Origin of the sequence: Lentzea sp. (assembly GCF_035525475.1) — a bacterium.
In the GTDB taxonomy this organism is placed as follows: domain Bacteria; phylum Actinomycetota; class Actinomycetes; order Mycobacteriales; family Pseudonocardiaceae; genus Lentzea.
Genome location: NZ_DATLEC010000134.1, coordinates 1 through 25,819 on the forward strand (window position 1 = coordinate 1; position 25,819 = coordinate 25,819).

The 25,819-nt window shown below is 69.8% G+C and carries 28 protein-coding genes and 1 tRNA gene; 11 read left to right on the plus strand and 18 right to left on the minus strand.

The genetic code is table 11. The features are described 5' to 3' along the window. The 4 genes from VM306_RS22415 to VM306_RS22430 all read left to right on the plus strand — a co-directional run. Positions 1-596 (plus strand): NAD(P)/FAD-dependent oxidoreductase (locus VM306_RS22415; RefSeq protein WP_325518216.1); only part of this gene is annotated, 596 nt, incomplete at its 5' end. 214 nt (positions 597-810) lie between these two features. Beyond that, entirely contained in the window at positions 811-933 is a 123-nt protein-coding gene (locus VM306_RS22420; RefSeq protein WP_325518218.1) for a hypothetical protein, read from the plus strand. Next, positions 930-2,030 carry a hypothetical protein gene (locus VM306_RS22425; protein ID WP_325518219.1) on the plus strand — a complete coding sequence of 367 codons (1,101 nt, stop codon included), beginning with the start codon at positions 930-932 and terminating at the stop codon, positions 2,028-2,030. The genes VM306_RS22420 and VM306_RS22425 overlap by 4 nt, the downstream gene beginning before the upstream one ends. 118 nt (positions 2,031-2,148) lie before the next feature. Further along, positions 2,149-2,225: transfer RNA gene (locus VM306_RS22430), tRNA-Leu, on the plus strand. 284 nt (positions 2,226-2,509) lie between these two features. On the opposite strand, the gene VM306_RS22435 is transcribed toward VM306_RS22430, so the two are convergent. The 6 genes from VM306_RS22435 to VM306_RS22460 all read right to left on the minus strand — a co-directional run bounded on the left by VM306_RS22435 (position 2,510) and on the right by VM306_RS22460 (position 6,964). Continuing rightward, a complete protein-coding gene (locus VM306_RS22435) occupies positions 2,510-3,955 on the minus strand; it encodes a hypothetical protein (protein ID WP_325518221.1) in 1,446 nt (481 codons plus the stop codon). Positions 3,956-3,992: 37 nt separating this feature from the next. Next, positions 3,993-4,520 (minus strand): DUF3558 family protein, encoded by a 528-nt coding sequence (locus tag VM306_RS22440; RefSeq protein WP_325518222.1) that lies wholly within the window; start codon positions 4,518-4,520, stop codon positions 3,993-3,995. Positions 4,521-4,537: 17 nt separating this feature from the next. After that, positions 4,538-4,936: a hypothetical protein gene (locus tag VM306_RS22445; RefSeq protein WP_325518224.1), complete on the minus strand. Its 399-nt coding sequence runs from the start codon at positions 4,934-4,936 to the stop codon at positions 4,538-4,540. An 84-nt stretch (positions 4,937-5,020) separates the two neighbouring features. After that, on the minus strand, positions 5,021-5,803 hold the full coding sequence (locus VM306_RS22450; RefSeq protein ID WP_325518226.1) for an ESX secretion-associated protein EspG: 783 nt from the start codon (positions 5,801-5,803) through the stop codon (positions 5,021-5,023). 115 nt (positions 5,804-5,918) lie between these two features. Continuing rightward, positions 5,919-6,602, minus strand: a complete 684-nt coding sequence (locus VM306_RS22455; RefSeq protein ID WP_325518228.1) for an SDR family oxidoreductase — start codon at positions 6,600-6,602, stop codon at positions 5,919-5,921. 56 nt (positions 6,603-6,658) lie between these two features. Next, a complete protein-coding gene (locus VM306_RS22460; protein WP_325518230.1) occupies positions 6,659-6,964 on the minus strand; it encodes an antibiotic biosynthesis monooxygenase in 306 nt (101 codons plus the stop codon). A gap of 110 nt (positions 6,965-7,074) precedes the next feature. Here VM306_RS22460 and VM306_RS22465 point away from each other — a divergent pair, with 110 nt between their 5' ends. Next, positions 7,075-8,046: a GlxA family transcriptional regulator gene (locus tag VM306_RS22465; RefSeq protein ID WP_325518231.1), complete on the plus strand. Its 972-nt coding sequence runs from the start codon at positions 7,075-7,077 to the stop codon at positions 8,044-8,046. Here VM306_RS22465 and VM306_RS22470 read toward each other — a convergent pair whose 3' ends face one another. The 6 genes from VM306_RS22470 to pqqA form a co-directional block, all read right to left on the minus strand. Then, positions 8,047-9,285: an inositol monophosphatase gene (locus VM306_RS22470; protein WP_325518233.1), complete on the minus strand. Its 1,239-nt coding sequence runs from the start codon at positions 9,283-9,285 to the stop codon at positions 8,047-8,049. A gap of 27 nt (positions 9,286-9,312) precedes the next feature. After that, a complete protein-coding gene (gene pqqB, locus VM306_RS22475; protein WP_325518235.1) occupies positions 9,313-10,188 on the minus strand; it encodes a pyrroloquinoline quinone biosynthesis protein PqqB in 876 nt (291 codons plus the stop codon). Continuing rightward, positions 10,185-11,264 (minus strand): pyrroloquinoline quinone biosynthesis protein PqqE, encoded by a 1,080-nt coding sequence (pqqE, locus tag VM306_RS22480; RefSeq protein ID WP_325518237.1) that lies wholly within the window; start codon positions 11,262-11,264, stop codon positions 10,185-10,187. The genes pqqB and pqqE overlap by 4 nt, the downstream gene beginning before the upstream one ends. Next, positions 11,257-11,523, minus strand: a complete 267-nt coding sequence (pqqD, locus tag VM306_RS22485) for a pyrroloquinoline quinone biosynthesis peptide chaperone PqqD (protein WP_325518239.1) — start codon at positions 11,521-11,523, stop codon at positions 11,257-11,259. The genes pqqE and pqqD overlap by 8 nt, the downstream gene beginning before the upstream one ends. Then, positions 11,520-12,209, minus strand: coding sequence for a pyrroloquinoline-quinone synthase PqqC (gene pqqC / locus VM306_RS22490; protein WP_325518241.1), 690 nt, complete (start codon positions 12,207-12,209; stop codon positions 11,520-11,522). The genes pqqD and pqqC overlap by 4 nt, the downstream gene beginning before the upstream one ends. 81 nt (positions 12,210-12,290) lie before the next feature. After that, positions 12,291-12,413, minus strand: coding sequence for a pyrroloquinoline quinone precursor peptide PqqA (gene pqqA / locus VM306_RS22495; protein WP_325518243.1), 123 nt, complete (start codon positions 12,411-12,413; stop codon positions 12,291-12,293). 301 nt (positions 12,414-12,714) lie between these two features. On the opposite strand from pqqA, the gene VM306_RS22500 reads away from it, so the two are divergent. Further along, positions 12,715-13,749, plus strand: a complete 1,035-nt coding sequence (locus VM306_RS22500) for a PQQ-dependent sugar dehydrogenase (RefSeq protein WP_325518245.1) — start codon at positions 12,715-12,717, stop codon at positions 13,747-13,749. Position 13,750: 1 nt separating this feature from the next. On the opposite strand, the gene VM306_RS22505 is transcribed toward VM306_RS22500, so the two are convergent. The 3 genes from VM306_RS22505 to VM306_RS22515 are packed head-to-tail and all read right to left on the minus strand — an operon-like array spanning position 13,751 to position 17,059. After that, complete coding sequence (locus tag VM306_RS22505) at positions 13,751-14,920, minus strand: polysaccharide deacetylase (RefSeq protein WP_325518247.1); 1,170 nt, start codon at positions 14,918-14,920, stop codon at positions 13,751-13,753. 52 nt (positions 14,921-14,972) lie between these two features. Then, complete coding sequence (locus VM306_RS22510; RefSeq protein ID WP_325518249.1) at positions 14,973-15,686, minus strand: class F sortase; 714 nt, start codon at positions 15,684-15,686, stop codon at positions 14,973-14,975. Next, positions 15,671-17,059 (minus strand): MSCRAMM family protein, encoded by a 1,389-nt coding sequence (locus VM306_RS22515; RefSeq protein ID WP_325518251.1) that lies wholly within the window; start codon positions 17,057-17,059, stop codon positions 15,671-15,673. Before VM306_RS22515 ends, VM306_RS22510 begins: the two co-directional genes overlap by 16 nt. Positions 17,060-17,377: 318 nt before the next feature. Here VM306_RS22515 and VM306_RS22520 point away from each other — a divergent pair, with 318 nt between their 5' ends. After that, positions 17,378-18,187 (plus strand): Bax inhibitor-1/YccA family protein, encoded by an 810-nt coding sequence (locus VM306_RS22520; protein ID WP_325518253.1) that lies wholly within the window; start codon positions 17,378-17,380, stop codon positions 18,185-18,187. A 118-nt stretch (positions 18,188-18,305) separates the two neighbouring features. Further along, entirely contained in the window at positions 18,306-18,692 is a 387-nt protein-coding gene (locus VM306_RS22525; protein WP_325518255.1) for a GNAT family N-acetyltransferase, read from the plus strand. Here the strand turns inward: VM306_RS22525 and VM306_RS22530 are convergent. From VM306_RS22530 to VM306_RS22540, 3 genes are all read right to left on the minus strand, one after another. Beyond that, complete coding sequence (locus tag VM306_RS22530; protein ID WP_325518257.1) at positions 18,689-18,898, minus strand: hypothetical protein; 210 nt, start codon at positions 18,896-18,898, stop codon at positions 18,689-18,691. The genes VM306_RS22525 and VM306_RS22530 overlap by 4 nt on opposite strands. Positions 18,899-19,060: 162 nt before the next feature. Then, positions 19,061-20,281: an acetyl-CoA C-acetyltransferase gene (locus tag VM306_RS22535; RefSeq protein WP_325518258.1), complete on the minus strand. Its 1,221-nt coding sequence runs from the start codon at positions 20,279-20,281 to the stop codon at positions 19,061-19,063. A 91-nt stretch (positions 20,282-20,372) separates the two neighbouring features. Further along, on the minus strand, positions 20,373-21,245 hold the full coding sequence (locus tag VM306_RS22540) for an SGNH/GDSL hydrolase family protein (RefSeq protein WP_325518260.1): 873 nt from the start codon (positions 21,243-21,245) through the stop codon (positions 20,373-20,375). Between the two features lie 117 nt (positions 21,246-21,362). On the opposite strand from VM306_RS22540, the gene VM306_RS22545 reads away from it, so the two are divergent. The 3 genes from VM306_RS22545 to VM306_RS22555 all read left to right on the plus strand — a co-directional run bounded on the left by VM306_RS22545 (position 21,363) and on the right by VM306_RS22555 (position 25,174). After that, entirely contained in the window at positions 21,363-22,733 is a 1,371-nt protein-coding gene (locus VM306_RS22545; RefSeq protein ID WP_325518262.1) for a cystathionine beta-synthase, read from the plus strand. Between the two features lie 87 nt (positions 22,734-22,820). Continuing rightward, positions 22,821-23,903, plus strand: a complete 1,083-nt coding sequence (locus VM306_RS22550; protein WP_325518264.1) for an RDD family protein — start codon at positions 22,821-22,823, stop codon at positions 23,901-23,903. A 125-nt stretch (positions 23,904-24,028) separates the two neighbouring features. Next, positions 24,029-25,174 (plus strand): cystathionine gamma-synthase, encoded by a 1,146-nt coding sequence (locus VM306_RS22555; RefSeq protein WP_325518266.1) that lies wholly within the window; start codon positions 24,029-24,031, stop codon positions 25,172-25,174. The last annotated feature ends 645 nt before the right edge of the window (positions 25,175-25,819 follow it).

The window sequence follows — 25,819 nt, forward strand, 5'->3', positions numbered from 1 at the left end:
TGAAGTCGCTGGAGGGCGGCCACGTCGTCCTCGACGACGGCACCGAGTTCGACTCGGACACCATCATCTGGACGGCCGGCATGAAGGCCAACCCGATGCTGCGCAACACCGACCTGCCGCTCGACGAGCGCGGCCGGGTGCGCTGCACGGCGGCGATGCAGGTCGTCGGCCTGCCGGGCGTGTGGTCGGCCGGTGACTGCTCGGCCGTGCCGGACCTGTCGCGCACCGAAGAGGACCCGAACGCGACCTGCGTGCCCAACGCGCAGCACGCGATCCGTCAGTCCAAGCTGCTGGCGAAGAACATCGTCGCCACGCTGCGCGGCAAGGAGCCGAAGGAGTACTTCCACAAGTACCTCGGCTCGGTCGCGGGCCTCGGCCTCTACAAGGGCGTCGCGGACGTGTTCGGCCTGCGCTTCAAGGGCGTGCCCGCGTGGTTCATGCACCGCAGCTACCACGTGATGTTCATGCCGACCGTGAACCGCAAGCTGCGCGTGCTGATGGACTGGACGCAGGCGCTGTTCTACGGCCGCGAGGTCGTGGCGCTCGGCCAGATCAACGACCCGAAGTCGGACTTCGACCGCGCGGTGCAGTCCTGACGCGGGAGTACTGCTCGTCTCACTCTCGGTGAGTGACTGAGTGCCCCGAATGAGACATCATTCGGGGCACTTCTTTGTTCCGCAGGCGGAACTTGAGCCCCCAATCGGCGTAAGCTGTGGAGGCTGTCTTGACATTGCGTTACGTGTTTCAGAGACTACGGCTGGTGCATCACCTGAATGCGTGATTTGCCATGTGGGGAGAGAGGTGAACCCGATGTCTCTCGAGGAGCTGGCCGCACAGCTTCGTCGCGGCGAGATCGAGGACCCCGCGTTGGCGCGGTACGCCGCGGAGTACGCGCAGGCGGGGCAGAGTTTCCGCAGCAAGAAGGACGATTGAGGTCAGCTGACGGACGGGTGCCGAGCGCCCCGTCCGAGGCTGCCAGGCCGCTGCTCCTGCAGGGTCAGGACTACCTCTTCCGCTCACCGCCCAAGTGCCTGGACTTCCAGGAACAGGTCCACCGCCTCGGCATGGTCAACGAGGGCGACGGCAACCCGCAACCCTGCGTGCTCGTCCTGGCCCGCGCCGCCGACATGGAGATGAACGAGCTCTCCATCGCACTGGCCGAGCGCGGCATCCGCATGGCCCGCATCGACGCCGACCGCTGCACCGACATCCCGCTGTCGGTCTACACCGACCAGCCGCTGGTCGAGCTGGACCGCTGGCTCCTGCGCCCCCTGCTGGTGTGGCGCCGCCACTTCGAGCTCTCCGCGATCCCCGTCGAGCCGGGAACCCTGGCCGGCGCCTACGCCGTCGACCAGTGGGCCTCAGTGGCCAACTGGCTGTCGTCGCGCTCCGACTGGGCCCACGTGAACCCGTCGCGCTTCTCGACGCATCTGGACCGCCTGACGCAGCTTTCCGACGCGTCCGCGTTCGGCCTCCGCACCCCGCGCACGGCCGTGACGACCCGTCCAGGCCGCACGCGCCCAGGCGGCGGCAGTTGCATCGTGAAGACGGCAGGCCGCCACCTGCTGGAACCACGCCCGGGCGTGCAACACGGCCTGTTCCCGCGCCCGCTGGAAACCTCACGCGCCTCGGACGCCCCCGAACCGGCACCGGTGATCGTGCAGGAGTACGTCCCGTCCGACACGGAGCTGCGCGTCTTCGTGGTGGGCGAGCACTGCATCGCCTACCAGGTCGACAAGCTCGACCCGGCACAACTCTGGGTGGACCCCGACGCGGTTCGCGTCACGCCCACCACGGTTCCGGCGTCACTCTTGGACAAGCTGCTGGCCCTGGCCCGTCACTGGCGGGTGCAGGTGGCGGCGTTCGACCTGCTCGTGACCGGCTCCGAGCACGTGTTTTTGGAGATCAACGTGAACTGCGACTGGCGCTGGTTCGAGCACCGCGCGGGCGACAACGCGGTCTCCGCGGCCGTGCACGACTGGGTGGCGCAGCGCTTCAAGGAGCTGCTCGGCGCGGGGAGGACCCGCTGATGTTCGGGTCCGTTCGACGCTTAGGCCGATGCTCGCTCTAGTCCAATTCGCTGGGCCGCTCGGGCGAGAAACGACCATCCGCTCACACAAGCCGACGATCAAGGCCTAGGCTCACCGCGCCCCCGTAGCCCAATCGGTAGAGGCAGGTCCCTTAAAAGGATCACAGTACGGGTTCGAATCCCGTCGGGGGCACCATCGCATCCGCGTCAGGATCTGGTGCCTGAACAGGCTTTTCTTGCTCGTGGACACGTCTTCGACGGTCCGTTCGGCCGTGTCCGCCGCCTCCGTTCGGTGTCCGTGGAGAAGCCGGAGAGTAATCACCAGTTGATCATGGGCGTCGTCGGGTGGACGCCGAGCCGGGTGATCGTGCGTGAGGTCGTCGCTGCAGGTCACGGCTCTGACAAGGTCGATGACCGGGCACGGCGGGACGCCGGGCGATGAATGGCTCGTTTGTGGCATTCGTCACGAGTCGGGTCCCGCTAGCCGCCGATCACCGGCGGGACCACCCTCGCGTCGCTGCCGAAGATCCCGTCGGTGTCGGGTTCCTGCAGGTAGGACGGCGTGGTCCGTTCCAGGTCCTCGTCACCCTTGCCCTTCGCGGGCCCGGCGCCCATGGCTCCCATCGCGCCCGGACCGCTGCGGCTGTTCGCCGTGGCACCGGTGCCCGTGGCGCTGCGGCTCGCCGTGCCTTCGCCGGACAGCACGCCGGCTGACCCGCCAGGTCCGAAACCCCTGCCGGCGTTGGGGTTCGCGTAGCCCGCGCCGCCACTGGGCGCGCGTGAGCCGCCTGGGCCGCTGCCGCCGCGTCCGGTGCCTCCGGGACCGCTGGTGCGGCCTGCGCCCCTGCTGTCGGGAACAGGGCCGGCGAAGAATCCCGGGTTCCCGCCGCGGTGGTGGGTGCTGTCGCCGGACTGGCCGCCGCTCGCGACGACACCGTTCAGGCCGCTGGCGCTGGTGGTGTTCGTGCCGCTGACCGGCGGCGCTGTCCACGCCGCGCTCGTGGTGTCGCCGGGTGTCGCCACGGGAGTGCTCCTGCGGCCGGTCGAGTCGCCGATGCCGGCCGGAGGGCGTGGTCGGGGCGTCGGCTGGGGCAGGGGCTGGGGCAGTGGGTGAGGTTCTGGCCGCGGCGGTGGCGGCGGTGCCGGGGGACCGGGTGCGAAGCCGGGCTGGGCCGTTGCCGTCTGCGTCACCGTGCGGTCGTAGGTCTCGACCGCGCGCGCCGCGTCCGCGTGCTTTTCCTGCTGCTCTTGGTACGCGGACATGTCGGCGGACATCTGCACGGCGTACTGGATCGGGTTGGTGATCGTCATCCGTCGGGCGTTGGCCGCCGCGGGGTCGTACGGCTGTGCGGGCGCTGGGGGCACGGCGTGCTGCACGGTGCTCAGCGCACGTGACTGTTGCGTGATCAACGTGCCCGCGAGCTGCGCTGCTGTTCCGGCTTCGGCAGCCCTGTTGCCCAGTTGAGCCATGGCTCTGTGGGCTTTGGTGGCGGCTGTGCCCTTCCACTCCGTCTCGCTGTCGCCGATCGCGGCGGCGATCCGGTCCTGGAACGCGGTGAGCCTGTTGCCGATCTGGGTGTAGGTGAACCCCGCCTGCCCCACCGCGCCGGCGTCGACGCCGTTGTTGACCATGTCGTACAGCTGTTGGTGCGGGATCCCGAGGTAGTGCACGGCGGGCGCGGCGGGGGCCTGCCTGGACGGGACGCCCTGCCCGAGCAGGGCCACGGACTGGCCTTCCAGCATGTCGTCGAGCTGGTCGTTGCCGCGCAACATGGTCAGCAGAGGACCCACGATCGGGCCGTAAGCCGCCGTGTTGGAGGCGATGACCTGGTCGTGGAGCTGGTGCACGGTGTGCACCTCCCCGCGCCTCTCCAGGCCGAACCGTGCGTAGACGTCGCTCGAACGACCACGTGGCGCTTCGTTCATCTGCTTTCCCCTTCGACCCCGTGGTCAGAACAGCCGTTCACGGCAGCTTCGGCTCGACCAGACCCGCGACCTTCAGCGCCAGCGGACATCCGTCGCCATCGGGTGGCGGGATGACGGTCACGTCCACGCGGGAGGACGCGGTGACGCCGAGCACGACCAGGCAGCCGCCCGACGCTCTGCCGCTGACCTGCTTCGCCTGCCGGTCCCCGACGGTGATGTCGGTGATCTGACCGCCACTCGACTGCGTCTGCGCCAGGCCGAGGTTCGTGCGGATTCCCACGCTCAGGTTCGCGTCGGTGGGCTTCCACGCACAGGTGTCGGCGGTGCCGACCGTCTCCCGTTTCGGTGCCGCCGTCGCCCCCAGCGCGCCGGCGTCGTCCGCCGTCAGCAAGGAGCACGGGTCGACCTCGCTGAGGGAGCCGGTCGCCGGGCTGCTGGGTGTCGGGGACGCGGTGCCCGGCGTCTCGGTCATCGGCCGCGCGTCGCCCCTCGTCGTCTCCCCGCAGGCGCCGGCGAGCACCAGGACGCCGGCGGCGAGGGTGGTCAGGATGATGCGTGCTCTCACGTGCATTCCTCTGCGGTTCACGCGATGGGGTTACCGGCCAGCCTGACGGCCTGCTGGTTGTCCATGTCGGTGGATTCGTAGGCGGCCATCGCCTTCTCGACCTCGCTCTGGAACTCGAGGGCTTCTTTCCGGAGCTTCTTGAGCACCGTGATCGCGCCCTGGGCCGGGTCCGAGGCCACGGTGGCGATGAACGGCTTGTACACCTGTGCCGCCGGCGTCACGCCCAACGGCAGTTCCTCGGTGAGCTGATCCGCTTGCGACAAGATCTCGCCGAGCTCGTCGTACAGGTCCTTCGCGGCGTTGATCAGCGCTTGGCCGCCGGAGTCGTTGATCGCCCATCCGACACCGGCGCCAGAGGCCTTCAGGTCGTCGAGCGCGCTGCTGAAGGGGGTGGGGTCCGCCCAGTGTTCACTCACGACTGTCTCTCTCCGAGAGGTGCCCCGACGTTAGCAAAACATCGCTCACCGTATCCGGTGATATCTCTGCGTGACCGACGCCGTTCACGACTGCACCGACTGCACGACGTGGGTCAGGTGCCGGTCGAGCCCGGCCAGGTCGGCCGGCGTGTAGGTCGCGTGGAGGCAACCGTCGGACCCGGTGCTGGTCAGCACGGCGTAGCGGCCTTCTCGGGTGTCCAGCCAGCTCATCGTGACCGGACTGCCCAGCCGGCCGTTGCGGCCGCGGACGCTGACGAGGAAGTCGCCACCGCCCAGCCGGGGACGGCGGAGCAGGTCCGCCGCGGCGGCTCGTTGTGCTGCCTGCGAGTCACCGCCCGCCCGGACGGTCGAGGTGAACGTGGACTCGGAGAAGTCCTCCTCGGTCCGCCTTCGCCTGGCAGGTGCGGGATCGGCGGTGACGGTGACCGAGGCGCCGGGGCCCGCGCACAGCGGGGGCAGCAGACCCACGAGGCGGCGCACGACCGACTCGGGTTGTGCGAACGAGAACCGCAGGGCTTTGCCCTGCTGCACCGCCAGCACGCCGACACCGTCGCCGATGGCCCCGAGGGCGAGGTGTTGTTCGTGTGCGGCCACACCGCGCAGAGCGATGACAACCTGCCCTCGCGCGTACACGGTCAACGCCTGCACGAGTTCGGGGACGATGCCGTTGTCGCGGATCAGGCCGCGCGCGGTGAGGTCGTCCTGGGCGGTCCGCCCGAGCCTCAGCCGCGCCTCGGCGTCCGCCGCGAAGTGCGGGATGGAGAACGGGAACTGCCGCACGTCGAGCCGCAACGCCACTCCCAGCACGTCGAGCTCCGCGAACGAGCAGACCATCTCCACCGACACGCGTTCCGGTCCTCTCTGACCATCGGCGACGCCGACGTACGACCAACGCCCGCATCGTTAGTCGCCAAATGGTCTAGAGAGCGTTACAGATCCCGGTCCTTCCGGGCCACCTCGATCACCAGGTCGGGCGAGCCGTCACACCGCCGTCCACCACGAGGTCGTGGCCGGTGACCCACCGAGCCAGGTCGGAGGCCAGGAACACGCACGCGTCGCCGACGTCCTCCGGCGTGCCCAGTCGCCCCAACGGCGCGGCGGTGCGCCACCTCTCGACGCCTTCCGGCCACTGCTCCTCGATGCCGGGCCTGGAGATCAGGCCCGGCGAGACCGCGTTGACGCGGATGCCGCGCGGCCCGTACTCCAGGGCGGCCGCACGCGCGTGCATGATCAACGCGGCCTTCGAGGCGGCGTAGTGGGCGTGTCCGGGCGCCGGGTGCGTGCCCTCGACCGACGCGATGTGCGTGATCGAACCGCCTTCCGGCAGGTGGCGGACGGCGGCCTGGGTGACGGCGAACGGACCCGTGAGGTTGGTGTCCACAACGGACTGCCATTGCTCGACGGTCATGCCTGCCAACGGTTCCACGGGCTGCACGCCCGCGTTGTTGACGACCGCGTCCAGACGGCCGTGCTCCGCGGCTGCCTCGTCGACCACGCGCCGGGCTTCCGTGCGCAGGTCGCCGTCCTCCCGGCCGCGGTGGCGGACGACGCGCGCCCCCGCGGCCTCGAACTGCCGCGCGATGCCCGCGCCGATGGTGCCGCCGGCCCCGGTGACCAGCACGACCCTGCCGTTGAGATCGATCACGAGACGATGCCTTCCAGCCGTTCGGTGAGTCGGTCGACGATCTCACCCCGGCCGGTTCAGGCGGTGTGCTTGAACGTGAGCACGTCGACCGTGCGGATGTCGGGGGCGGTGGCGAGCAGTTCGGGGGCCACCTCGGACAGGGCGGCGGGGATCTTGCCGGTGAGGTGCGCCTGGCGCGACTCCTCGTCGTCGAAGGCGTCGAAAATGCCGAAGGTCGAGTCGTCGATCTGGAAGCCGTACCAGACCTTGGTGCCCGGTTCGTCCTCGACGACGTCGCGGCCGGACTTCAGGAACGCGGCCAGTCGCGCCTCCTCGCCCTTCTCCGCGGTCAGCAGGGCCAGTACGCCGAAGTTCAGTGCCATGGCGTGATCTCCTCTCGAACGGACCGGGCGTTCCGGCCTGGTGATCAAGCTATGAGGTCGGCGGGGCAGCCAGAAGTGGCGTAAACGACGGTTCCAGTACCGTTTGCGACATGCGCATTGCGGTGACGGCTGTCGAGGGCATGTTCGACTCCGGTCTTGCGGCGATCATGGACGTGCTCGGCGCCGCGAACGCGTTGAGTGCCGGGGACGGTGGTGCACCGCTCGCCTCGGTGACCGTGGTCGGCGCGGGGACGCAGGTCCGCACGGGCAACGGCCTGGGGCTGGCCACGGTGCCGCACGTGGAGGTCGCGCCGGGGGAGCAGGACCTCGTCGTCATGCCCGCGGTGGGCTTTCGGACGCCGGACCAGGTGGTCGCGGCGGTTCGCGACCCCGCCAACGCCTGGGTGCTCGACCTCGCGGCGACCGCGGCCGGGTCCGGGACCGCGCTGGCCGCCGCGTGCAGCGGCGCGTTCTTCCTGGCCGAGGCGGGCGCGCTCGACGGGCGGCGGGCGACCACCAGCTGGTGGCTCGGGCCCGCCTTCCGGCAGCGCTACCCGTCCGTCGAGCTGGAGGACTCCCGCACGGTGGTCAGCGACGGTCACCGGACCACCGCGGGCGCCGCCTTCGCGCACATCGACCTGGCGCTGTGGGTCGTGCAGCAGCGCAGCCCCGACCTCGCCGACCTGGTGGCCCGCTACCTGCTGATCGGCGACCGGCCCTCGCAGGCCGCCTTCGCCCTGCCGACCCAGCTGGCGCAGGCGGACCCGTTGATGACCGCGTTCGAACGGTGGGCCAGGACGCACCTCGCCGACCCGCCTCCGCTGGCCCACGCCGCCCGTGCCCTGGGCGTCAGCACGCGCACCCTGCAACGCACCGCGCAGGCGGTGCTGGGCAGGTCGCCGCTCGACTTCGTCCAGGACATCCGCCTCGACGAGGCGACGCACCTCCTGCGCACCACCGCGCTCAGCGCCGAGTCCATCGCCGGCCGGGTCGGCTACCGCAACGTCGGCACGCTGCGCGAGCTCGTCCGGCGCCGTCGCGGGTCGAGCCTGGAGGCGCTGCGGCACGGCGGGCGGGAGTGATCACGAGACGATGCCCTCCAGCCGCTCACGAAGCCAGTCGACGATCTCACCCCGACCCGCCACGAACCCGTTCGCGCCGATCTCGTGGAACTCCCCGCCCGACGAACGGACGAGCACCGCGCCGGCCGCGACGTCCCACGGGAACACGCCGAGGTTCGCCGCGGCGTCCGCGCGACCGGCCGCCACCCAGGCGAGGGACAGGGCCGTGGAGTAGACGCGGCGGACGTCGGCGACCGCCAGAAGGTCGCCCAACAGGTCCATCTCGCCGGAGTACGGGCTGCCGGGCAACGGGATGTCGGTCAGCACCACCGGGCGGGGGCTCACGCCCGGCTTGATCGTCAGGCCGGTCGAGCGGACCTCGAAGGGCACATCCGCGGCCGCCGTGAAGAGCTCGTCGCGGAACGGGTCCAGTACACAGCCCGCGACCAGAGAACCGTCCACCGCCGCGGCCACCGAGACGCACGACAGCGGGATGCCGCGCACGAAGTTCCGGGTGCCGTCGATCGGGTCGACGAACCAGGTGATGCGCGCCTGCTCGGAACCGAGCTCCTCGCCGACCACCGCGGAGCCGGGTGCGCCGGTGGTCAGAGCCGCGCGCAGGTACCGCTCGACCGCCAGGTCGGCCGTGCTCACCTGGTCGAACCTGCCCTTCGCGGAAACGTCCACGTGCATGTCCTGCAACAGCTTCGCGGCGTCGGCGCACGACTGCGCGGCCAGCGCGAGGAGGTCTCCTGGAGTCACGGGGCCATTGTGATCGGTCACAAACGCGACCGGATGACTCCGGGGAACGTCCCACCCGCGCAGCTCGTCCGGGTGCGGCGGGACGTGCAGGGCCAGCACGACGTGAGGCCCTGACGCCGCAACGGTTCCGGCGAGCAGCCCGGTCAGCAGCGCGGCGCGCGCCGAACCCTCGAGGTCGAACATCGCCTCCCACACGACCTGGATGCCCACGTGGTACGCCGTCAGCACCACGTCGATCGGCACGCCCTCCCCGGCTCGGCGGGCCGCCGACTCGCGCAGGAAGCGGAGCTCCTCGGCGGAAGGCAGCTCGCCAGAGGCCAGCACGGCGGCGAACGCGCGCAGCGTGTGCTCGGTGACGCGGTAGATGTCGCCGTCCAGCTCCTCGGCGGGCAGCTGGGCGTAGCCGGGGACGCGTTCCACCAGCGACGCGACCACCCGTCGCACGAACGACGGCATCTCCGCCACCAGCCGCGTGGCGAGCGGGCGGCCACCGATCACCTAGGACATCCGGTGATTGTGGCCGATCTACAGCTCGATCACGGTGCCGTCCAGGGGCACCTCGACACCCGCGGCACGCAGGGACGCCGACTCCGGGGACGCCGGGTCGAGCAACGGGTTGGTGTTGTTGAGGTGCGTGTAGAGGCGTCGGACGGAGGGGAAGCGCCCCAGCAGAGGCAGGCTTTCCACCACGGGCAGGTGGCCCATGAGCGCCTGGCCTGACGCGCTGCCGGTGGCCGACCCCATCTCCGACGCCGCGTGGAAGGTGCCGTCGAGCAGCAGGCAGTCGGCGCCGGCCACGACCTCGTCGAAACCGCCGGGCCACGAAGCCAGGCACGGCGCGTAGACGAGCACGCCCCCGGAAACCAGGTCCTGGAAGGAATAGGCCACCACCCAGGGGCCGTCCACAGTGGACGACCGGGCGTACTTCGGCCGCTTGTCGCTGATCGGGATCGCCGTCACGCGCAGACCGCCGAGCTCGAAGGACGACTCCACCGGCCGCCACTCCAGCGGCGCGTAGCCGTCGATCACCGTGCGCAGGTCGAACTGGTCCCGCAACGCGTGCAGCACCGCGCCGGGCGCCCACACCGTCAGGCCCGCACCACCCCGCAACGTCAGAAGGCCCAGCGTGTGGTCGAGCTCGGCGTCCGTGAACAACGCACCGCGCAACGGGGTGTCGCGCGGGCCGGGTCCGGGGGCCAGCAGCGAGCAGGCGGCGATCTGCGTGCGGATGTCGGGCGAGGCGTTGACGAGCCACCAGTCCGTGCCGTCACCGGTGATCGCCAGGCAGTCCTGCGACCGCGACGGCAACGCACCCGAGCGAGCGCGCACGCACAACGGACAAGCGCAGTTCCACTGCGGGAACCCACCACCGGCCGTGGTGCCGAGCAGAACCGCCTTCACCGCATCTTCCTCATCGCCATCGGGGGAACGGACGCGGGCGCCATCTCGGTCGCCAGGATCAGGTCCACCGTGGACCGGGCAGGGGACAGGGAGCAGACGGGGTCGGTGGCGGCGGCGTCACCGGTCAGCTGGAACGCCTGGCAGCGGCACCCGCCGAAGTCGATCTCCTTGCGCGGGCACGAACGGCAGGGGTCCCGCATCCACTCGAAGCCGCGGAAGGCGTTGAACGACGGCGACGAGTGCCAGATGTCGTGCAACGACGAGTCGCGCACGTTCTCGATCTCCAGGGTGGAGATCACGGTCGCGGCGGGGCAGGGGAGGACGTCGCCGTTCGGCGCCACCGTCAGCTGCCGCGCGCCCCACCCGTACATGCACGGCTTGGGATGGGCCTCGTGGTAGTCGGCGATGACGTAGACGATCTCCATCCGTCCGCGCAGACGTTCCTGTGCGGCGGCGACGATCGGGTCGGCGACGGCGAGCTGCGCACGCGTCGGCAGCAGGACGGAGCGGTTGCGCAGCGCCCAGCCGTAGTACTGGGTGTTGGCGAGTTCCAGGCGGTCGGCGCCCATCTCCTCGGCCATCGCGATGATGCCGGCGATGTTGTCGAGGTTCTGCCGGTGCAGCACGGTGTTGACGGTCAGCGGCAGGTCGAGGTCGCGGACGAACGACGCGGCCTCCACCTTGCGGTCGAACGCCCTGATCCCGGCGATCCGGTCGTTGCCGGCACGGGTCGCGTCCTGCAGGGAGAGCTGCACGTGGTCGACGCCGCGAGAGGCCAGGTCCCGCAGGCGGTCGAGCGAGAGGCCGACCCCCGACGTGACCAGGTTGACGTAGCAGCCGAGGCTGTTCGCGTGCGCGACCAGCTCTGGCAGGTCGGGGCGCAGCAACGGTTCGCCGCCGGACAGGTGGATCTGCAGGGCGCCCAGCGAACGTGCCTGGTCGAACACGCGCAGCCAGTCCTCGGTCGGCAGCTCGGCGTCCCGCCGCACCAGCTCGACGGGGTTCGAGCAGTAGCCGCACTGCAACGGGCACCGGTGCGTCAGCTCGGCCAGCAGGCCGAAGGGGGCCTCAGCCATCGACGTCCACCACCCTCCGCTCGACCAGGCGAGCGACCAGCGACGCGACGTCCGAGGGCTCGACCCCGTCGTACTCGTCGGCCAGGGCCACCGCGATGTCCCCGACGGACCGGGCCCCATCGCACAGCGCCACAACGGAAGCAGCTGTCTCGTTCAGCACCAGCACCCCTTCCGGGAACAGCACGACGTGCGCGGAACGGGTCTGGTCGTAGGTGCACTTCACCCCGCGCCGGATGCGTGGCACGGCGTCCGGCTTCACGGCTTGCCCGAGTAGTAGTCGACGGTGTCCAGCACGGCCCGCAGCACGTCGCACTTGAACGACAGAGCGGCGATGGCGGCCAGCTGCTGCTCCCGCGTGACGGAGTGCTCCACGACGATGTCCACAGTGGCCTGTCCCTCGCCGGCGACCGCCTGGATGCGGTGGGTGAAGTACGCGAAGCCCTCCTCGGCGATCCACGGGTACTGCTCCCGCAACGCCGTCAAACGCTTGCGCATCAACGCACCCGAGAACATCTCGGTCAGTCCGGACGCGATCGCGACGACCCACGGTCGGGTGCGCGCGAAGTTCACGTAGGCGTCCACGGCGAACCTCACGCCGGGCAGCACGTGCCGTTCGTCGAGCACCTCGTCGCGGGTCAGGCCCACGGCTTCGGCGAGGCGGATCCAGTTCTCGGCACCGCCCTCACCCGGCCGGGTCCCGTCGTGCCAGACGATCCGCTCGCGCCACTGGCGGCGGATGTCCGGCAGCGGGCAGTTGGAGAGGATCGCGGCGTCCTTCTGCGCGATGCAGCGCTGGTAGTACCAGCGGTTCGCGGCCCACGCCCGCAGCTCGTGCTTGCCGAGCTGACCCGCGTGCATGCGCAGGTGGAACGGGTGGCTGTCCCAGTAGCGGGGTGCGAGGGCGCGCAGTTCGCCGACGAACTCCGCGGGGGCGACGGCGGTCATGGACTCGGAACTCCTCGGTCGACCGGGAAGGACGCGTGCGGCGCCGGGGCTCCCGGGGGAACCCCGGCGCGGAGCCTGATGTCAGCTGCGGGCCGCGTAGGCGGTGACCTCCATCGGCGTCTCGAAGTCGCGGAAGTCGGGTTTGACCCACTCGCGCCTGACCTCGGGAAGCTTGGGCTCGGTGGTGGTGACGGCAACGTTCATGCGCAACTCCTCGGGTGTCCGGCCTGCGGGCCCGGAGCGGGCACGAGGCGCTTTTCCGTTGGGGGCGCGGCGGCGAACCTCACGGTAGGACCTCCGCATGGCCGAGGTCCAGACTGTATGGGAAGTTACCTGAAGTCATCGGGTGGAAGATCTGATCAGTGGACACATCGATAGCAAATCTTCCTGTTTCGACCACACACATCGGATGTCCTTTCCTGGTTACTGCGATGTGTGATTGGGTAACCACGCCCTGCAACTCCGCCGCCGAAGCCTAGTTCACGAGCGGACCGAAGGAGAGCACATGCGTGCTCGTCGTATCGCAGCCGCGGCAGCCTGCACTGCCGTGGCGGCCGGCCTCTGCGTCATCCCGGCCTCGGCGCAGAACGACCCCGGGCCTCTGGCCGAGCGCACACTCGCCACGAAGCTCGACATCCCGTGGGACGTCGAGTTCCTGCCGGACGGCAGCGGCATCTTCACCGAGCGGGACACCCACAAGATCAAGAAGATCACCGGTACGACCGTGACCGAGCTGGACACGGTCGAACAGGCCCAGACGACCGGAGGTGAAGGCGGTCTGCTGGGCCTCGCCGTGTCGAAGACGTTCGCCACGGACAACTCCGTCTTCATCTACTACTCGACGGCGAACGACAACCGCGTCGCCAAGCTGCAGCTCGGCGGGACGCCGCAGCCGATCGTGACCGGGATCCCCAAGAACCGCTACCACAACGGCGGCGGCCTGGAGTGGGGCCCGGACGGCTACCTGTGGGCCACCACGGGTGATGCCCAGAACACCGCCAACGCCCAGAACTGGAACTCGTTGGGCGGCAAGGTGTTGCGCTTCGACGCCGCGGGCCGGCCCGCTGCCGGCAACCCCCGCGCGGGCAGCGTCGTCTACTCGATCGGCCACCGCAACGCCCAGGGCATCACCTGGGTCGGCGACGCGGCGTACGCCACGGAGTTCGGCAACAACAGGACCGACGAGCTCAACCGCATCGAGGCCGGCAAGAACTACGGCTGGCCGACCTGCGAGGGCAACTGCAACGTCGCCGGCCTGACCAACCCGGTCGTGACCTGGCCCAACAGCCAGGCCGGCCCGACCGGCGTCGCCCTGTACAAGAACGCGCTGTACGTCGGCGCGGTCACGGGCCGGCGCGTGTGGAGGATCCCGGTGAACGGCACCACGCTCGGCACGCCGCAGGCCGTGTTCACCACCTACGGCCGCGTGCGCGCGGTGGCCCCGGCGCCGGACGGCACGCTGTGGTTCGGCACCTCGAACCAGGACGACAACGGTTCTCCCGGCTCGACGGACGACCGGATCATCTCCACCGACGGCTGAGTCACCAGTTGCGGGCTGCGGGCATCCGGCGGAGCTGGTCCAGCACCGCCGGGTCCTGCAGCTGCATCCACTGGATCACCTCGGTGTAGGTGGCGCACACCGTCTCCGGCTTGTCGCACACGTACTCGAGGAACTGCTCCATCGCGGTCGAGAACGCCGACCCGTTCCACTCGTTGAAGTGGTTGCCGACCACGATCGGCGCGCGGTTGCTGTTCAACGCTGCCTGGTGCACCGACCTGTACGTGTCGAAGACGATCTGCGTGAAGTCGGGGGCGCGCTCGGGCTGCTCGATCGCGCCGTTCAGCGAGTACCAGAGGTTGAAGTCCATCATGACGACCCGCTTGCCCAGCGCCGGGACCTTCACCTCGGGCATCGGGAACTCGTACAGTCCGTTCTGGACGGTCGGCCACTGCACGCCGAGCGCCACCTTGCTGGTGTCGTAGACGAGCCCGTGCGAGGCCATCGCGGGGAAGGCCTGGTCCCAGTTGCCTTCCAGGCACGGCGTCCGCCCACCCCGGATGGCGCTGTCGGGGAGCTTCAGACCGGCGGCCCGCGACCTTTCGAGGATCTGCTTGAACTGGTCGAGCTCCTGGTTCCACGCCTGGTTGTCCCACTTGTCGACCGACGGCTGGACTCCGCTCGAGCAGAAGTGGCCGTTGTAGTGCGTGCCGATCTCGTGGCCGGCGTCGATCACCTGGTTCAGGTAGCCGATGCGCGCCGCCACCTCCTGCCTGGTGCCGCCGAAGGAGATCTCGGCGGAGCCGCGCCTGAGGCCCGCCGGCGGCTGGTACAGCGTGCTGTCCTGGTCCGCCAGCATGTAGACGCCGGACAGCAGGCCGGTGACGTGCGCGTTCTTCGCCTTGGCGATCGGCAGGACCTTGTCCCAGTGCGGCTTGGACACCGCGCCGTCGAACGAGAAGAGCACGAACTGCGGGGGCTTCTCAGTCGGCCCGAGCTTGTGCATCCACGGCTGCCCGGCGATCTGCTCCTGCGTGGGAGCGGGCACCGTCGGCGTCGGACCCGTGTCCTTGGGGGCGGGCAGTCGAGGCGCCATCGGCAACGGGCCGGCTTCGGACTGGTTCTCCGGATCCTTGTTCGGACCGAGGGTCATCACCAGCACCAAGGTCAACGCCAGCGCCACACCCGTGGACAGCCATCCCCACCGTTTCACACTTAAGGAGACGACTTGTCACCCGAACGGGTTGCGCGGGGTTGAGAACTGGTCACCCCACGGGTTCGGCGATCACCACTCGGTTCGCCTCGTAGCCCTGCTGGCCGCCGACCCACGTGCCACCGCACGTGACGAGCACGAGCCGGTGCGGGCCGCGCGGGCCGAAGAACTCGACGGCGCGTGCCGGCAGCTCCTCCTTGCGAACCGTCTCGATCTGCCTGATGCGGAACCGGAACTCCTTGCCCGCGCTGTCGGCGATCACGACCTCGCGGCCGTTCTGCGCCTGCCACAGCTCCGCGAACGGGCCCTTCGCGCCCTTCCAGTCGACGTGCCCCGCGAGGACCGTCGCACCCTCGGCGCCGGAGAGCTCGGTGCCCCACCAGGTCGCCTCGCCGATGCCGTCGGGCACGGGCAGCACGCCGTCCTTGACCTCTTTGCGCACCAGCGTGGCCGAACCGCCCGCGGGCAGCCGCACGGAACCCGGACCGGCCTTGGGCGGCGCGGGCTGTTGCTGCTGAACGGGTGGCGGGTCGGCAGGCCTGGCGTTGTCCGTGTTCGCGCCGCCGATCAACCCGGTGAGGTCGGCACCGCGGCCCGTGCTGAGGCTGTCGGCGACCGGGCCCGGACCGACCACGGGGATCTCGTCCGCGACCGCGCGCCCACGCACGACCTCGATCTCGGACGTGGCGACCAGCACGCCGGCGGCGGCGAGTCCCGCCACCAGCGCACCGGTCAGAAACGCCTTGGAACTCACTGCCTGCGCCACACCAGGAAGCCTGCCAGCGCCGCACCGAGCAGCACCAGTCCACCCACCGCGAGCATCAGACCGGGACGCAGTTGCGTGTCGAACGACGCGGTCGCGACCGGCGTCTGGCCCTCGGTGCCCGCGGGGATCGTGCTCGGGACCACGGGCTTGTTCGGCTTGTTCACCATCTCCAGCGCGAGCGTCTGGCCCGCCGCCACCGTGCCGCACGCGGAAGGCGGCGCCTTCAGGTCGAAGTACTCCTCATATCCCTTGGGCGCGGCCACCTCGACGAGGCAGATCTCCTGCGGGGTGCGCAGGTCGGGAACCTCGACCGTGCCGTCGGCGCCGGTCTGCAGCACCAGCGGCTTGCCGTCGGTGCCGACCAGGTCCGAGTCGTCCTGCTTCTTCGCGGCCGACGTCTGGTCCTTGGCCGTGACGCGCAGAGCGACGCCCGCGATCGACTTCTTGGTCTCGGAGTCGATCTTCGTGATCTTCACGGCGCCCGGTGCGGTCTTGGCCTGGCCGTTGGCGTTCGCGTTCAGCTTCTTCTCGCCACCGGTCGTGACCATGCGCTGCATGTTGTCCGTCTGGATCGGCTGGTGCACGACCGGCCGGTCGGCGGGGGAGTCGGCGACGGCCGCGATCGACGGCTTCTCGCCGGTCGCGACGACCTTGATGGCGGCGGGGCTGCCGTCGGCGCCGGTGGTGGCCTTGCCGGTCTTGCTGCCGTCGGGCAGCGTCGCGTCCGTCAGCGTGAAGTCGATCGTCCCGTTCGGCACGCCCTGCCCGCTCGCCTTGACCAGCGCCACGGTCCAGGTGGACTCGGTGCCGATGATCAGCGGTTCCTTCGGCGCGGTGGCGCTGAGCGCCCACGGGCCGCGGTTGGCCTCGGCGTCGGCCTTGATGCGCGCGACGGTGTCCATGACGGACTGCGGCAGGCGCGCGGCGTAGAAGGGCGCGTCGTAGGCGAGGTACTTCGGGTCGGTGGTGTCGAGGCGGACCTGTCCGTCCGGTGCGGACGTCCAGCTGTGCAGGAGGTGCGCGAGCGCCGCGGCCTCGTCGGGAGACTTCGTCGTGGAGTAGCGGAGCAGCAGGTAGGAGATGTTCGCCGCGACGTCCGGAGCGAGCTCCTTGCCCGCCTTGGTCCGCAGCGCGTCACCTTCCTTGTACCCAACGTTGCTGTCGGGCGCGGGCAGTGCGTACTGGACGCACCACACGTGTTTGTCCTGCCAGACGTAGGACCCGTGCCACTCGCTTCCCGGTGTGGCGTTGGGCTGGAGCCCTGACGCGTTGTGGCCGATGCCCTTGACGCCGATCGCTGTCGCCGTCGCGGGAACGGTCAGGAGCGCGAGCCCCGAAACCATCGCCACGGCGGCCAGACGTTTCCAGCCCATTTTGGATCTTGATCCCCTCTGACCTGTGATAATCCCGCGTGCGAGCTTGTCGGTCCCCCGCGCCGGGAACAAGCCCCCACGAGGGGGAAGTGTGGCGTCACGAAGAGTGTGAACGTGATCGGAATGTGACGCGGGTTACTCGTTTGGAGCCGGACACGCCGTGACACGCCGCAGTCTCATAACGCTCCGGAGTTAGCGGAGTATTTGCGCACGTGTGATCGTTGTCGGGGGTAAAGTCGCCTTTACCGACGGGGAACCTGGCACTGAGCGTGCTCGTTGTACCCGTGACGGCGTAAAGCAACGCCCCAGGAGGACCAGGTGCGCTCGAGCAGCAACCCGGCTTTCCGTAACCTGCCGACCGGCGGCGGGTACGGAGGCTACGCAGGTTTCGGCCAGCCAGACCAGCAGGCTGGCTACCAGCAGGCCCCGCCGCCGCTGACCAGCGAGCGGCCCATGACGATCGACGACGTCGTCACCAAGACCGGCATCACGCTGGCCGTGGTGGCCGCCACCGCCGTCGTGACCTACCTCATGCAGGCGTGGTTCCTGCTGTTCCCGGCCGCGATCATCGGCCTGGTGCTCGGCCTGGTCATCTCGTTCAAGCGAGTCCCGAGCCCGCCGCTGGTCATCGCCTACGCCGCCGTCGAGGGCATCTTCCTCGGCGCGTTCAGCGGGATCATGGGCACGATGATCGACCGCTGGACCGACAACCCCGGCCAGGGCGTCGTGGTCATCGGTCAGGCCATCATCGGCACGATCGGCGTCTTCGCCGGCATGCTCGTGGTCTACAAGACGGGCGCGATCCGCGTCACGCCGAAGTTCACGAAGTGGATCACCGGCGCGATCATCGGTGTCGCCGTCCTGATGCTGTTCAACCTGATCATGAGCTTCTTCACCGACGGCGGCCTCGGCCTCCGCAGCGGTGGCCCGCTCGCGATCATCTTCAGCCTCGTCTGCATCGGCCTCGCGGCGTTCAGCTTCCTGATCGACTTCGACGCGGCCGACCAGGCGATCCGGGCCGGCGTGCCGGCCAAGTTCGCGTGGCAGATCGCGTTCGGTCTCACGGTCACCCTGGTGTGGCTGTACACCGAGATCCTGCGCCTGCTGTCGTACTTCAACTCGGACTGACGTCCGGGTGCACTCGGAGGGGCGTTCCGCTGCGGCGGGGCGCCCCTCCGGCGTTCCGGGAAAAGCGAAAAGAATTCAACGGCAGGGGGAATGGGTGGACTCCGCTTATCGGCTCGTCATGGAGCCACCGGCCGTCGACGACTACTTGCGTTTGCGCAAGGAATCCGGCCTGAGTGAACGCACGCGCGACCAAGCAGAGAAGGGCGTCAACGGCGCATGGGCCGCGTGCCACGTCGTTCACGTCGAATCAGGCGAAACCGCGGGCATGGGCCGTGTACTGGGTGACGGCGGCTGGTACTTCCACATCATCGACATGGCGGTGTTGCCGCACCATCAACGCAAAGGCATCGGCGACGCCGTCCTGACGGCGTTGCTGGACCACATCGACGCACAGGCGCCCGGCGCGTACGTCAACCTGCTGGCCGACCCGCCCGGCCGTCGGCTCTACGCACGGCACGGGTTCGTGGAGAGCGCGCCGGGTTCGATCGGGATGCGCAGGCGCTAGGCGCGCCAGCGGACGTCCGGGATCTCGGTGCCCACCTTGATCAGGCAGGTCGTGCACAGCGCCCCCACCTGATCACGGGACACGCGCTCATCGGGTACCGAGTGTTCGCAGACGGCCTCGTAAAAGCTGCGGGGCTCGTTGGCTTGATTGAGGGAGAAAGCGTGGCATTGGAGGTCATATTCACTTTGCCACCACACGTAGGGCATGTCCGACCCCTCCTCGCTCATCGGTAGGGACGGACATCCCCTCGCCCGATGACGCCATTGAGCGATGTTTTGTCTCATCGGCAGAAAGGGGACGAGTGAGTAGCTCCGTTCGGGTGAAACGGAGCTACTCGCCAGTATCACTGTGCAGATCTCGAAAGATTCTCAGCTCAGGCGCTCGATGACCATCGCCATGCCCTGGCCGCCGCCGACGCACATGGTCTCGAGACCGAACTGCTTGTCGTGGAACTGCAGCGAGTTGATCAGGGTGGTGGTGATGCGCGCGCCCGTCATGCCGAACGGGTGGCCGACGGCGATCGCGCCGCCGTTCACGTTCAGGCGGTCGAGGTCGATGCCGAGGTCCTGGTAGGACGGGATGACCTGCGCCGCGAACGCCTCGTTGATCTCCACGAGGTCGATGTCGGAGATCGAGAGGCCCGCCAGCGCCAGCGCGCGCTTCGAGGCCTCCACCGGGCCGAGGCCCATGATCTCCGGCGACAGGCCGGAGACGCCGGTCGAGACGATGCGGGCGAGCGGGGTGATGCCGAGCTCGCGCGCCTTCGTGTCGGACATGACCACGAGGGCCGCGGCGCCGTCGTTCAGCGGGCAGCAGTTGCCGGCGTTGATGCGGCCGTCGGGGCGGAAGACGGGCTTGAGCTGCGACACGGCCTCGTAGGTCACTCCGGCGCGCGGGCCGTCGTCGGCCGAGACGACGGTGCCGTCGGGCAGCGTCACGGGCGTGATCTCGCGGGCCCAGAAGCCGTCGGCGATGGCCTTCTCGGCGAGGTTCTGCGAGCGGACGCCGAACTCGTCCATCTCCTGGCGCGAGACGCCCTTGAGCAGTGCCAGGTTCTCGGCGGTCTGGCCCATCGGGATGTAGACGTCCGGCACGACGTCCAGCGTCCGCGGGTCCACCCACTCCGGGGCGCCGGAAGCGGCGGTGGCGGCCGTGCGCGCCTCGGCGTCGCCGAAGACCGGGTTGTGCGTGTCCGGCCACGAGTCGGAGCTGCCCTTGGCGAACCGCGACACCATCTCGACGCCGGCCGAGATGAACACGTCGCCCTCGCCCGCCTTGATGGCGTGCAGGGCCATGCGCGTGGTCTGCAGGGACGAGGCGCAGTACCGGGTGACGGTCGTGCCGGGCAGGGTGTCCTGGCCGAGCAGCACGGAGACGACGCGCGCCATGTTGAAGCCCTGCTCACCGCCGGGGAGGCCGCAGCCGAGCATCAGGTCGTCGATCTGCGCGGGGTCGAGCTGGGGCACCTTGTCCAGTGCCGCCTTCACCATCCGCGCGGCGAGGTCGTCCGGCCGCAGGTCCTTCAGCGAGCCCTTGCCCGCGCGGCCGATGGGGGAGCGGGCGGCGGAGACGATCACGGCCTCAGGCATGACGAAACTCCTCGTTGAGAGTCAAGGTTGCCGTCGAGCCTAGTTAACGGCCGCTCACCCCGGCCAGCGCGAGTGACGAGAATTCCGAAACTCAGGCGTGCCGCTTCTGCAGCCACGCCGGCACGCGGGACGGCCGCAAGGCCAGGGCCGCGGCCGAACGCACCGGCAGCGCCGCCGCGGCCCACCCCGGCCACAACCCGGCGACCTGGCACAACGGTGCGAGCAGCACACCTGCCGCCGCCTCGTAGCCGATCGCGCTGGGGTGGAAGCGGTCCGAGCTGAACATGTCGGCGTGCCGGGCCGTGAACTCCGGCGCCAGCAGGTTCCCGAGCGACACCGGCACCCCGCCCGCGCGCCTGACCTCCGCGGTCTGCGCCGCCGCGAGCCGCAGGCTGTACCGGCGTCCGATCGTCCGCAGCGGCTGCGGGATCGGCCGGACGATGCCCAGGTCGGGGCAGGTGCCGACGACCACACCGCAGCCGACGGCGCGCAGCTTGCGGACCTGCTCGGCCAGCAGCAGGGCCGACTCGCGGGGACTGATCCGCGACGTCACGTCGTTCGCGCCGATGATGATCAACGCGACCTGCGGGCGGTCCTGCACCGCCGCGTCGACCTGCGGCACCAGGTCGCGCGTGGTCGAGCCGCTGACGGCGTACGTCGAGAGCCGCACCGGCCGTTCGGCCTCCTCTGCCAGCGCCTGGGCCAGCAACACGCCCGGCATCTGCGAGGGATGTGTCACACCGACGCCCACCGCCATCGAGTCGCCGAGCACGGCCAGCCGCAACGGGTCGCCGCCGTCGTCGAAGTACACGCCATCGGGTGCGGGCCAGAGGTGTTCCAGCACGCCGATGGCCACGCGAGCGCGTCTGCCCTGCTGGTTCAGCAGGCCCACGAACGCCCCGGAGAGGCCCCCGAGCGTCGCGGCCGTCATCGCCACCGCCCGCAGCGTCCTGAGTCCGATCATCCGCGCCACCCCCTTCCCCTGGAATCGTGAGCCTCTCCGTTCGAACCAACCTCCGCAGCCACTAGAGCTACGCTTCGTCCCGCTATCTCGGAGAGTGTGAGCAGGGAGTAGATACCGGTGGAGTACGTCGAACACGTCGTCGATCTGGTCGGCAACACGCCGCTGGTCAAGCTCAACTCACTGACCGCGGGCATCAAGGCCACGGTGCTGGCCAAGGTCGAGTACCTCAACCCCGGCGGCAGCGTGAAGGACCGCATCGCGCTGCGCATGGTCGAAGCGGCCGAGAAGTCCGGTGAGCTGCAGCCCGGCGGCACGATCGTGGAGCCCACGTCCGGCAACACCGGCGTCGGCCTCGCCCTGGTCGCGCAGCGCAAGGGCTACAAGTGCGTGTTCGTGTGCCCGGACAAGGTCAGCGAGGACAAGCGCAACGTCCTCAAGGCCTACGGCGCCGAGGTCGTGGTGTGCCCGACCGCCGTCGCGCCCGAGCACCCGGACTCCTACTACAACGTCTCGGACCGGCTCGTCCGCGAGATCCCCGGCGCGTGGAAGCCCAACCAGTACTCCAACCCGGAGAACCCGGCGAGCCACTACCACCAGACCGGCCCCGAGATCTGGCGCCAGACCGAGGGCCGGATCACCCACTTCGTCGCGGGCGTCGGCACCGGCGGCACGATCTCCGGCACCGGCCGCTACCTCAAGGACGTCTCGGACGGCGCCGTGAAGGTCATCGGCGCGGACCCGGAGGGCTCCGTCTACTCCGGCGGCACCGGCCGTCCGTACCTGGTCGAGGGCGTCGGCGATGACTTCTGGCCGGAGGCCTACGACAAGACCGTCGCCGACCAGATCGTCGAGGTCTCCGACGCGGACTCGTTCGACATCACCCGCCGCCTCGCCCGCGAGGAGGGTCTGCTGGTCGGCGGGTCCTGCGGCATGGCGGCCGCCGCCGCGCTGCGCATCGCCAAGGACCTGCCGGAGGACGCCGTCGTCGTCGTGATCCTCCCCGACGGCGGCCGCGGCTACCTGTCCAAGGTCTTCAACGACCGCTGGATGGCCTCCTACGGCTTCCTCCCGCCGGACTCGACCGGCGCGACCGTCGGCGACGTGCTGCGCCGCAAGGGCGGAATGCTCCCCGACCTGGTGCACGCTCACCCGAACGAGACCGTCGGCGACGCCGTCGCGATCCTGCGCGAGTTCGGCGTCTCGCAGATGCCCGTCGTCAACGCCGAGCCGCCCGTCATGGCCGCCGAGGTCGCGGGCGCGGTCAACGAGCGCGACCTGCTCGACGCGCTGTTCACCGGCAAGGCGCAGCTCTCGGACCGCCTCGACAAGCACATGTCGCCGCCGCTGCCCACGCTCGGAGCGGGCGAGCCGGTCGGGATCGCGATGAACGCCCTCTCGAACGCCGACGCGGCCCTCGTCCTGGAGGACGGGAAGCCCGCCGGGGTCGTCACACGTCAGGACATTCTGGGGTTCTTGGCTGGTCGCTGAGCGTAGAGGCCCGTGCGTCCGATAGCGTGACGCCCCAGATCATCAGTCTTACTCGTACACGGCCCAGCCAAGGGGGTTGGAAACCGGATGAACGCTCCGCAGCCGCCAGGAAACCAGTTCGGCGGTCAGCCGCACCAGGAGCAGCCCAACGCGGACGCCACGCAGATCGTCCCGGGAGGTGGGCAGCCCTCCGGGGCGAACCCCAACCCGGACGCGACGCAGGTCGTCTCGCCTGGTCACGCTCCTGCCGCACCGCAGCAGAACGCGGACGCCACCCAGGTCGTCAGCCCCGGTCAGGTGCCGCCCTCGGCTGCCCCCGGCTCGGGCGGCTTCCCGGCGCAGGGACCCGGCTCCGGCGGATTCCCCGCCCAGCAGCCGCCCCCGTACGGCGCTCCGCAGCAGCCTTACGGCCAGCAGCAGCCCTACGGCGCTCCGCAGTCGAACCCGTACGGCCAGCCGGCGGCTTCGCCCTACGGTCAGCCGCAGCAGCAGCAGCCGTACGGCGCTCCGCAGTCGAACCCCTACGGCCAGCCGGCGGCCTCGCCGTACGGCCAGCCCGGGTACGGCGGCGCTCCCGGCTACGGCGCCCCCGGCATGGCGCCGCCGCCTCCCACCGGGTACGCCGAGTGGGGCTCGCGCTTCGTCGGCTACCTGATCGACATCGCGGCCCCGACCGTCGTCACGGTGATCCTGTACTACATCATCGTCGCGATCGCGGTGGGCACGGACACCCCGGGCATCATGTTCCTGGGCATCCTGATCTACGTGGCCAACTTCGCCTTCATCATCTGGAACACGGTCATCAAGCAGGGCCAGACCGGCCAGTCGATCGGCAAGAAGGTCGCGAAGATCAAGCTGATCTCCGAGGAGACCGGCCAGCCGCTCGGCGGCGGAACGACGTTCGTGCGCCAGCTGTGCCACATCGTCGACGCCCTGCCGTGCTACGCGGGCTTCTTCGCCCCTCTGTGGGAGCCGAAGAAGCAGACCTGGGCCGACAAGATCATGAAGTCGATCGTGGTCAACGCCCCGGAGACGGCCTCGCCCTACGGTGGCGGCACCGGCGGTTACCAGCAGCAGCCGAACACCGGTGGCTACCCGCAGCAGCAGCAGCCGGGCGGCTACGGCCAGCCCCCGCAGCAGGGCTACGGCGGTCAGCAGCAGGGCTGGTAAGTCCTCAGCAGTCCGGGAAGGCCCCGGTCACCACCTCCAGGAGGCGGTGACCGGGGCCTTCCCGTCTCCCGCCCACTGCTTGGACTACCACCCGCGGGGGCCAGACGGGTGAGTACCCTTCGAACATGAGCACCCCATACGGCTTCGCCACCAGGGCGATCCACGCCGGTCAGGACCCGGACCCGACCACGGGTGCGGTGAACGTGCCCATCTACGCGACCTCCACGTACGCCCAGGACGGCGTGGGCGGTCTCCGCGAGGGCTTCGAGTACTCCCGCACCGGCAACCCGACCCGCCGAGCGCTGGAGACCTGCCTGGCATCCCTGGAACGCGGCCGCTACGGCAGGTCGTTCTCCTCCGGCATGGGTGCGACCGACGCCGCCCTGCGCACGTTCCTCAAGCCCGGCGACCACATCGTCATCCCGAACGACGCCTACGGCGGCACGTTCCGCCTGATCGACAAGGTCTTCTCGCAGTGGGGCGTGACCCACTCACCGGCCCCGATCAGCGACGTCGACGCGATCCGAGCGGCCGTGCGCCCGGAGACCAAGCTGATCTGGATCGAGACGCCGACCAACCCGCTGCTGAACATCGGCGACATCGCGGCCATCGCCTCGGTGGCCCACGAGTCCGGCGCCAAGCTGGTGGTGGACAACACCTTCGCCTCCCCGGCCCTGCAGACCCCGCTGGAACTGGGCGCGGACGTGGTCCTGCACTCGACGACCAAGTACGTCGGCGGCCACTCCGACGTGGTGGGCGGAGCTCTGATCACCTCGGACGAGGAGATCGACGCGGCGTTCGGCTTCCTGCAGAACGGAGCAGGCGCGGTACCGGGCCCGTTCGACGCCTACCTGACCCTGCGCGGCATCAAGACCCTCGAACTGCGCATGGAAAAGCACTCCGACAACGCAGAACTGGTGGCGGAAGCCCTGACCAGGCACCCGCGCGTCCGCAAGGTGATCTACCCGGGCCTGGAGTCACACCCCGGCCACGCGGTGGCGGCAAAGCAGATGCGCCGCTTCGGCGGCATGGTGTCGTTCCTGGTGGAGGGCGGCGAGGCAGCAGCCCTGGAGGTCTGCGCACGAACGAAGCTGTTCACCCTGGCGGAGTCGCTCGGCGGCGTGGAGTCGTTGATCGAGCACCCCGGCAAGATGACGCACGCGTCGACCGCAGGCTCGATGCTGGAGGTCCCGGCGGACCTGGTGCGCCTCTCGGTGGGCATCGAGTCGGGCGACGACCTGGTGGCGGACCTGCTCGAAGCCCTGGGCTGAGCCACGACACGCACGTGACGGCCCGCCCGCGCCACGCCGGAACCCAGGCGTGGCACAGGCGGGCAAGCACCTTCCGCCCGAGGCGCGGGCAGGCTGACGCAGGGGTCCCCTTGCGTTGTGGCTCCCCCGCGACCCAACGTACTCAGTGGGTCTGACACTCCGGCCGCGCTGGAAATGCCCAGGTGCGGTGAGGCGCGGAAATGCCAGGTGAGGCGTGGTCCCGGAAACGCCCAGGTACGCCCGGCGCTGGAAACGCCCAGGCGAGATACCTGCTGGAAAGACCCAGGCCCGGTACCTGCCGGGCACACCCGAAGTGGCGATGCGAAGCGAGCCGGACAGCCCTATGAACCGCCGAAAAGCGGTGTACCCCAATCGCTATCGACGCGAAGCGGCGATGAACCCCGCAGCGTCGACAATGCCCGAGGGACCACCCTCGCAAGGTGACCATTCGTCCGGCCGGTGACCCCTCCGCTGGAACCGCAACCAGCGCACGCACCAAGCCCCCGCACCAAGCCCCAGCAACGCCAAAGGCCCCTCCCACCAGGGAAGAGGCCTTCAGAAGCGTCCAAAACCCTACGGCTTCTTGGACCCGCCGAACCGATCCACGCCCTCGACCTCGGCAACAGGAACGGCAGGAAGATCAGC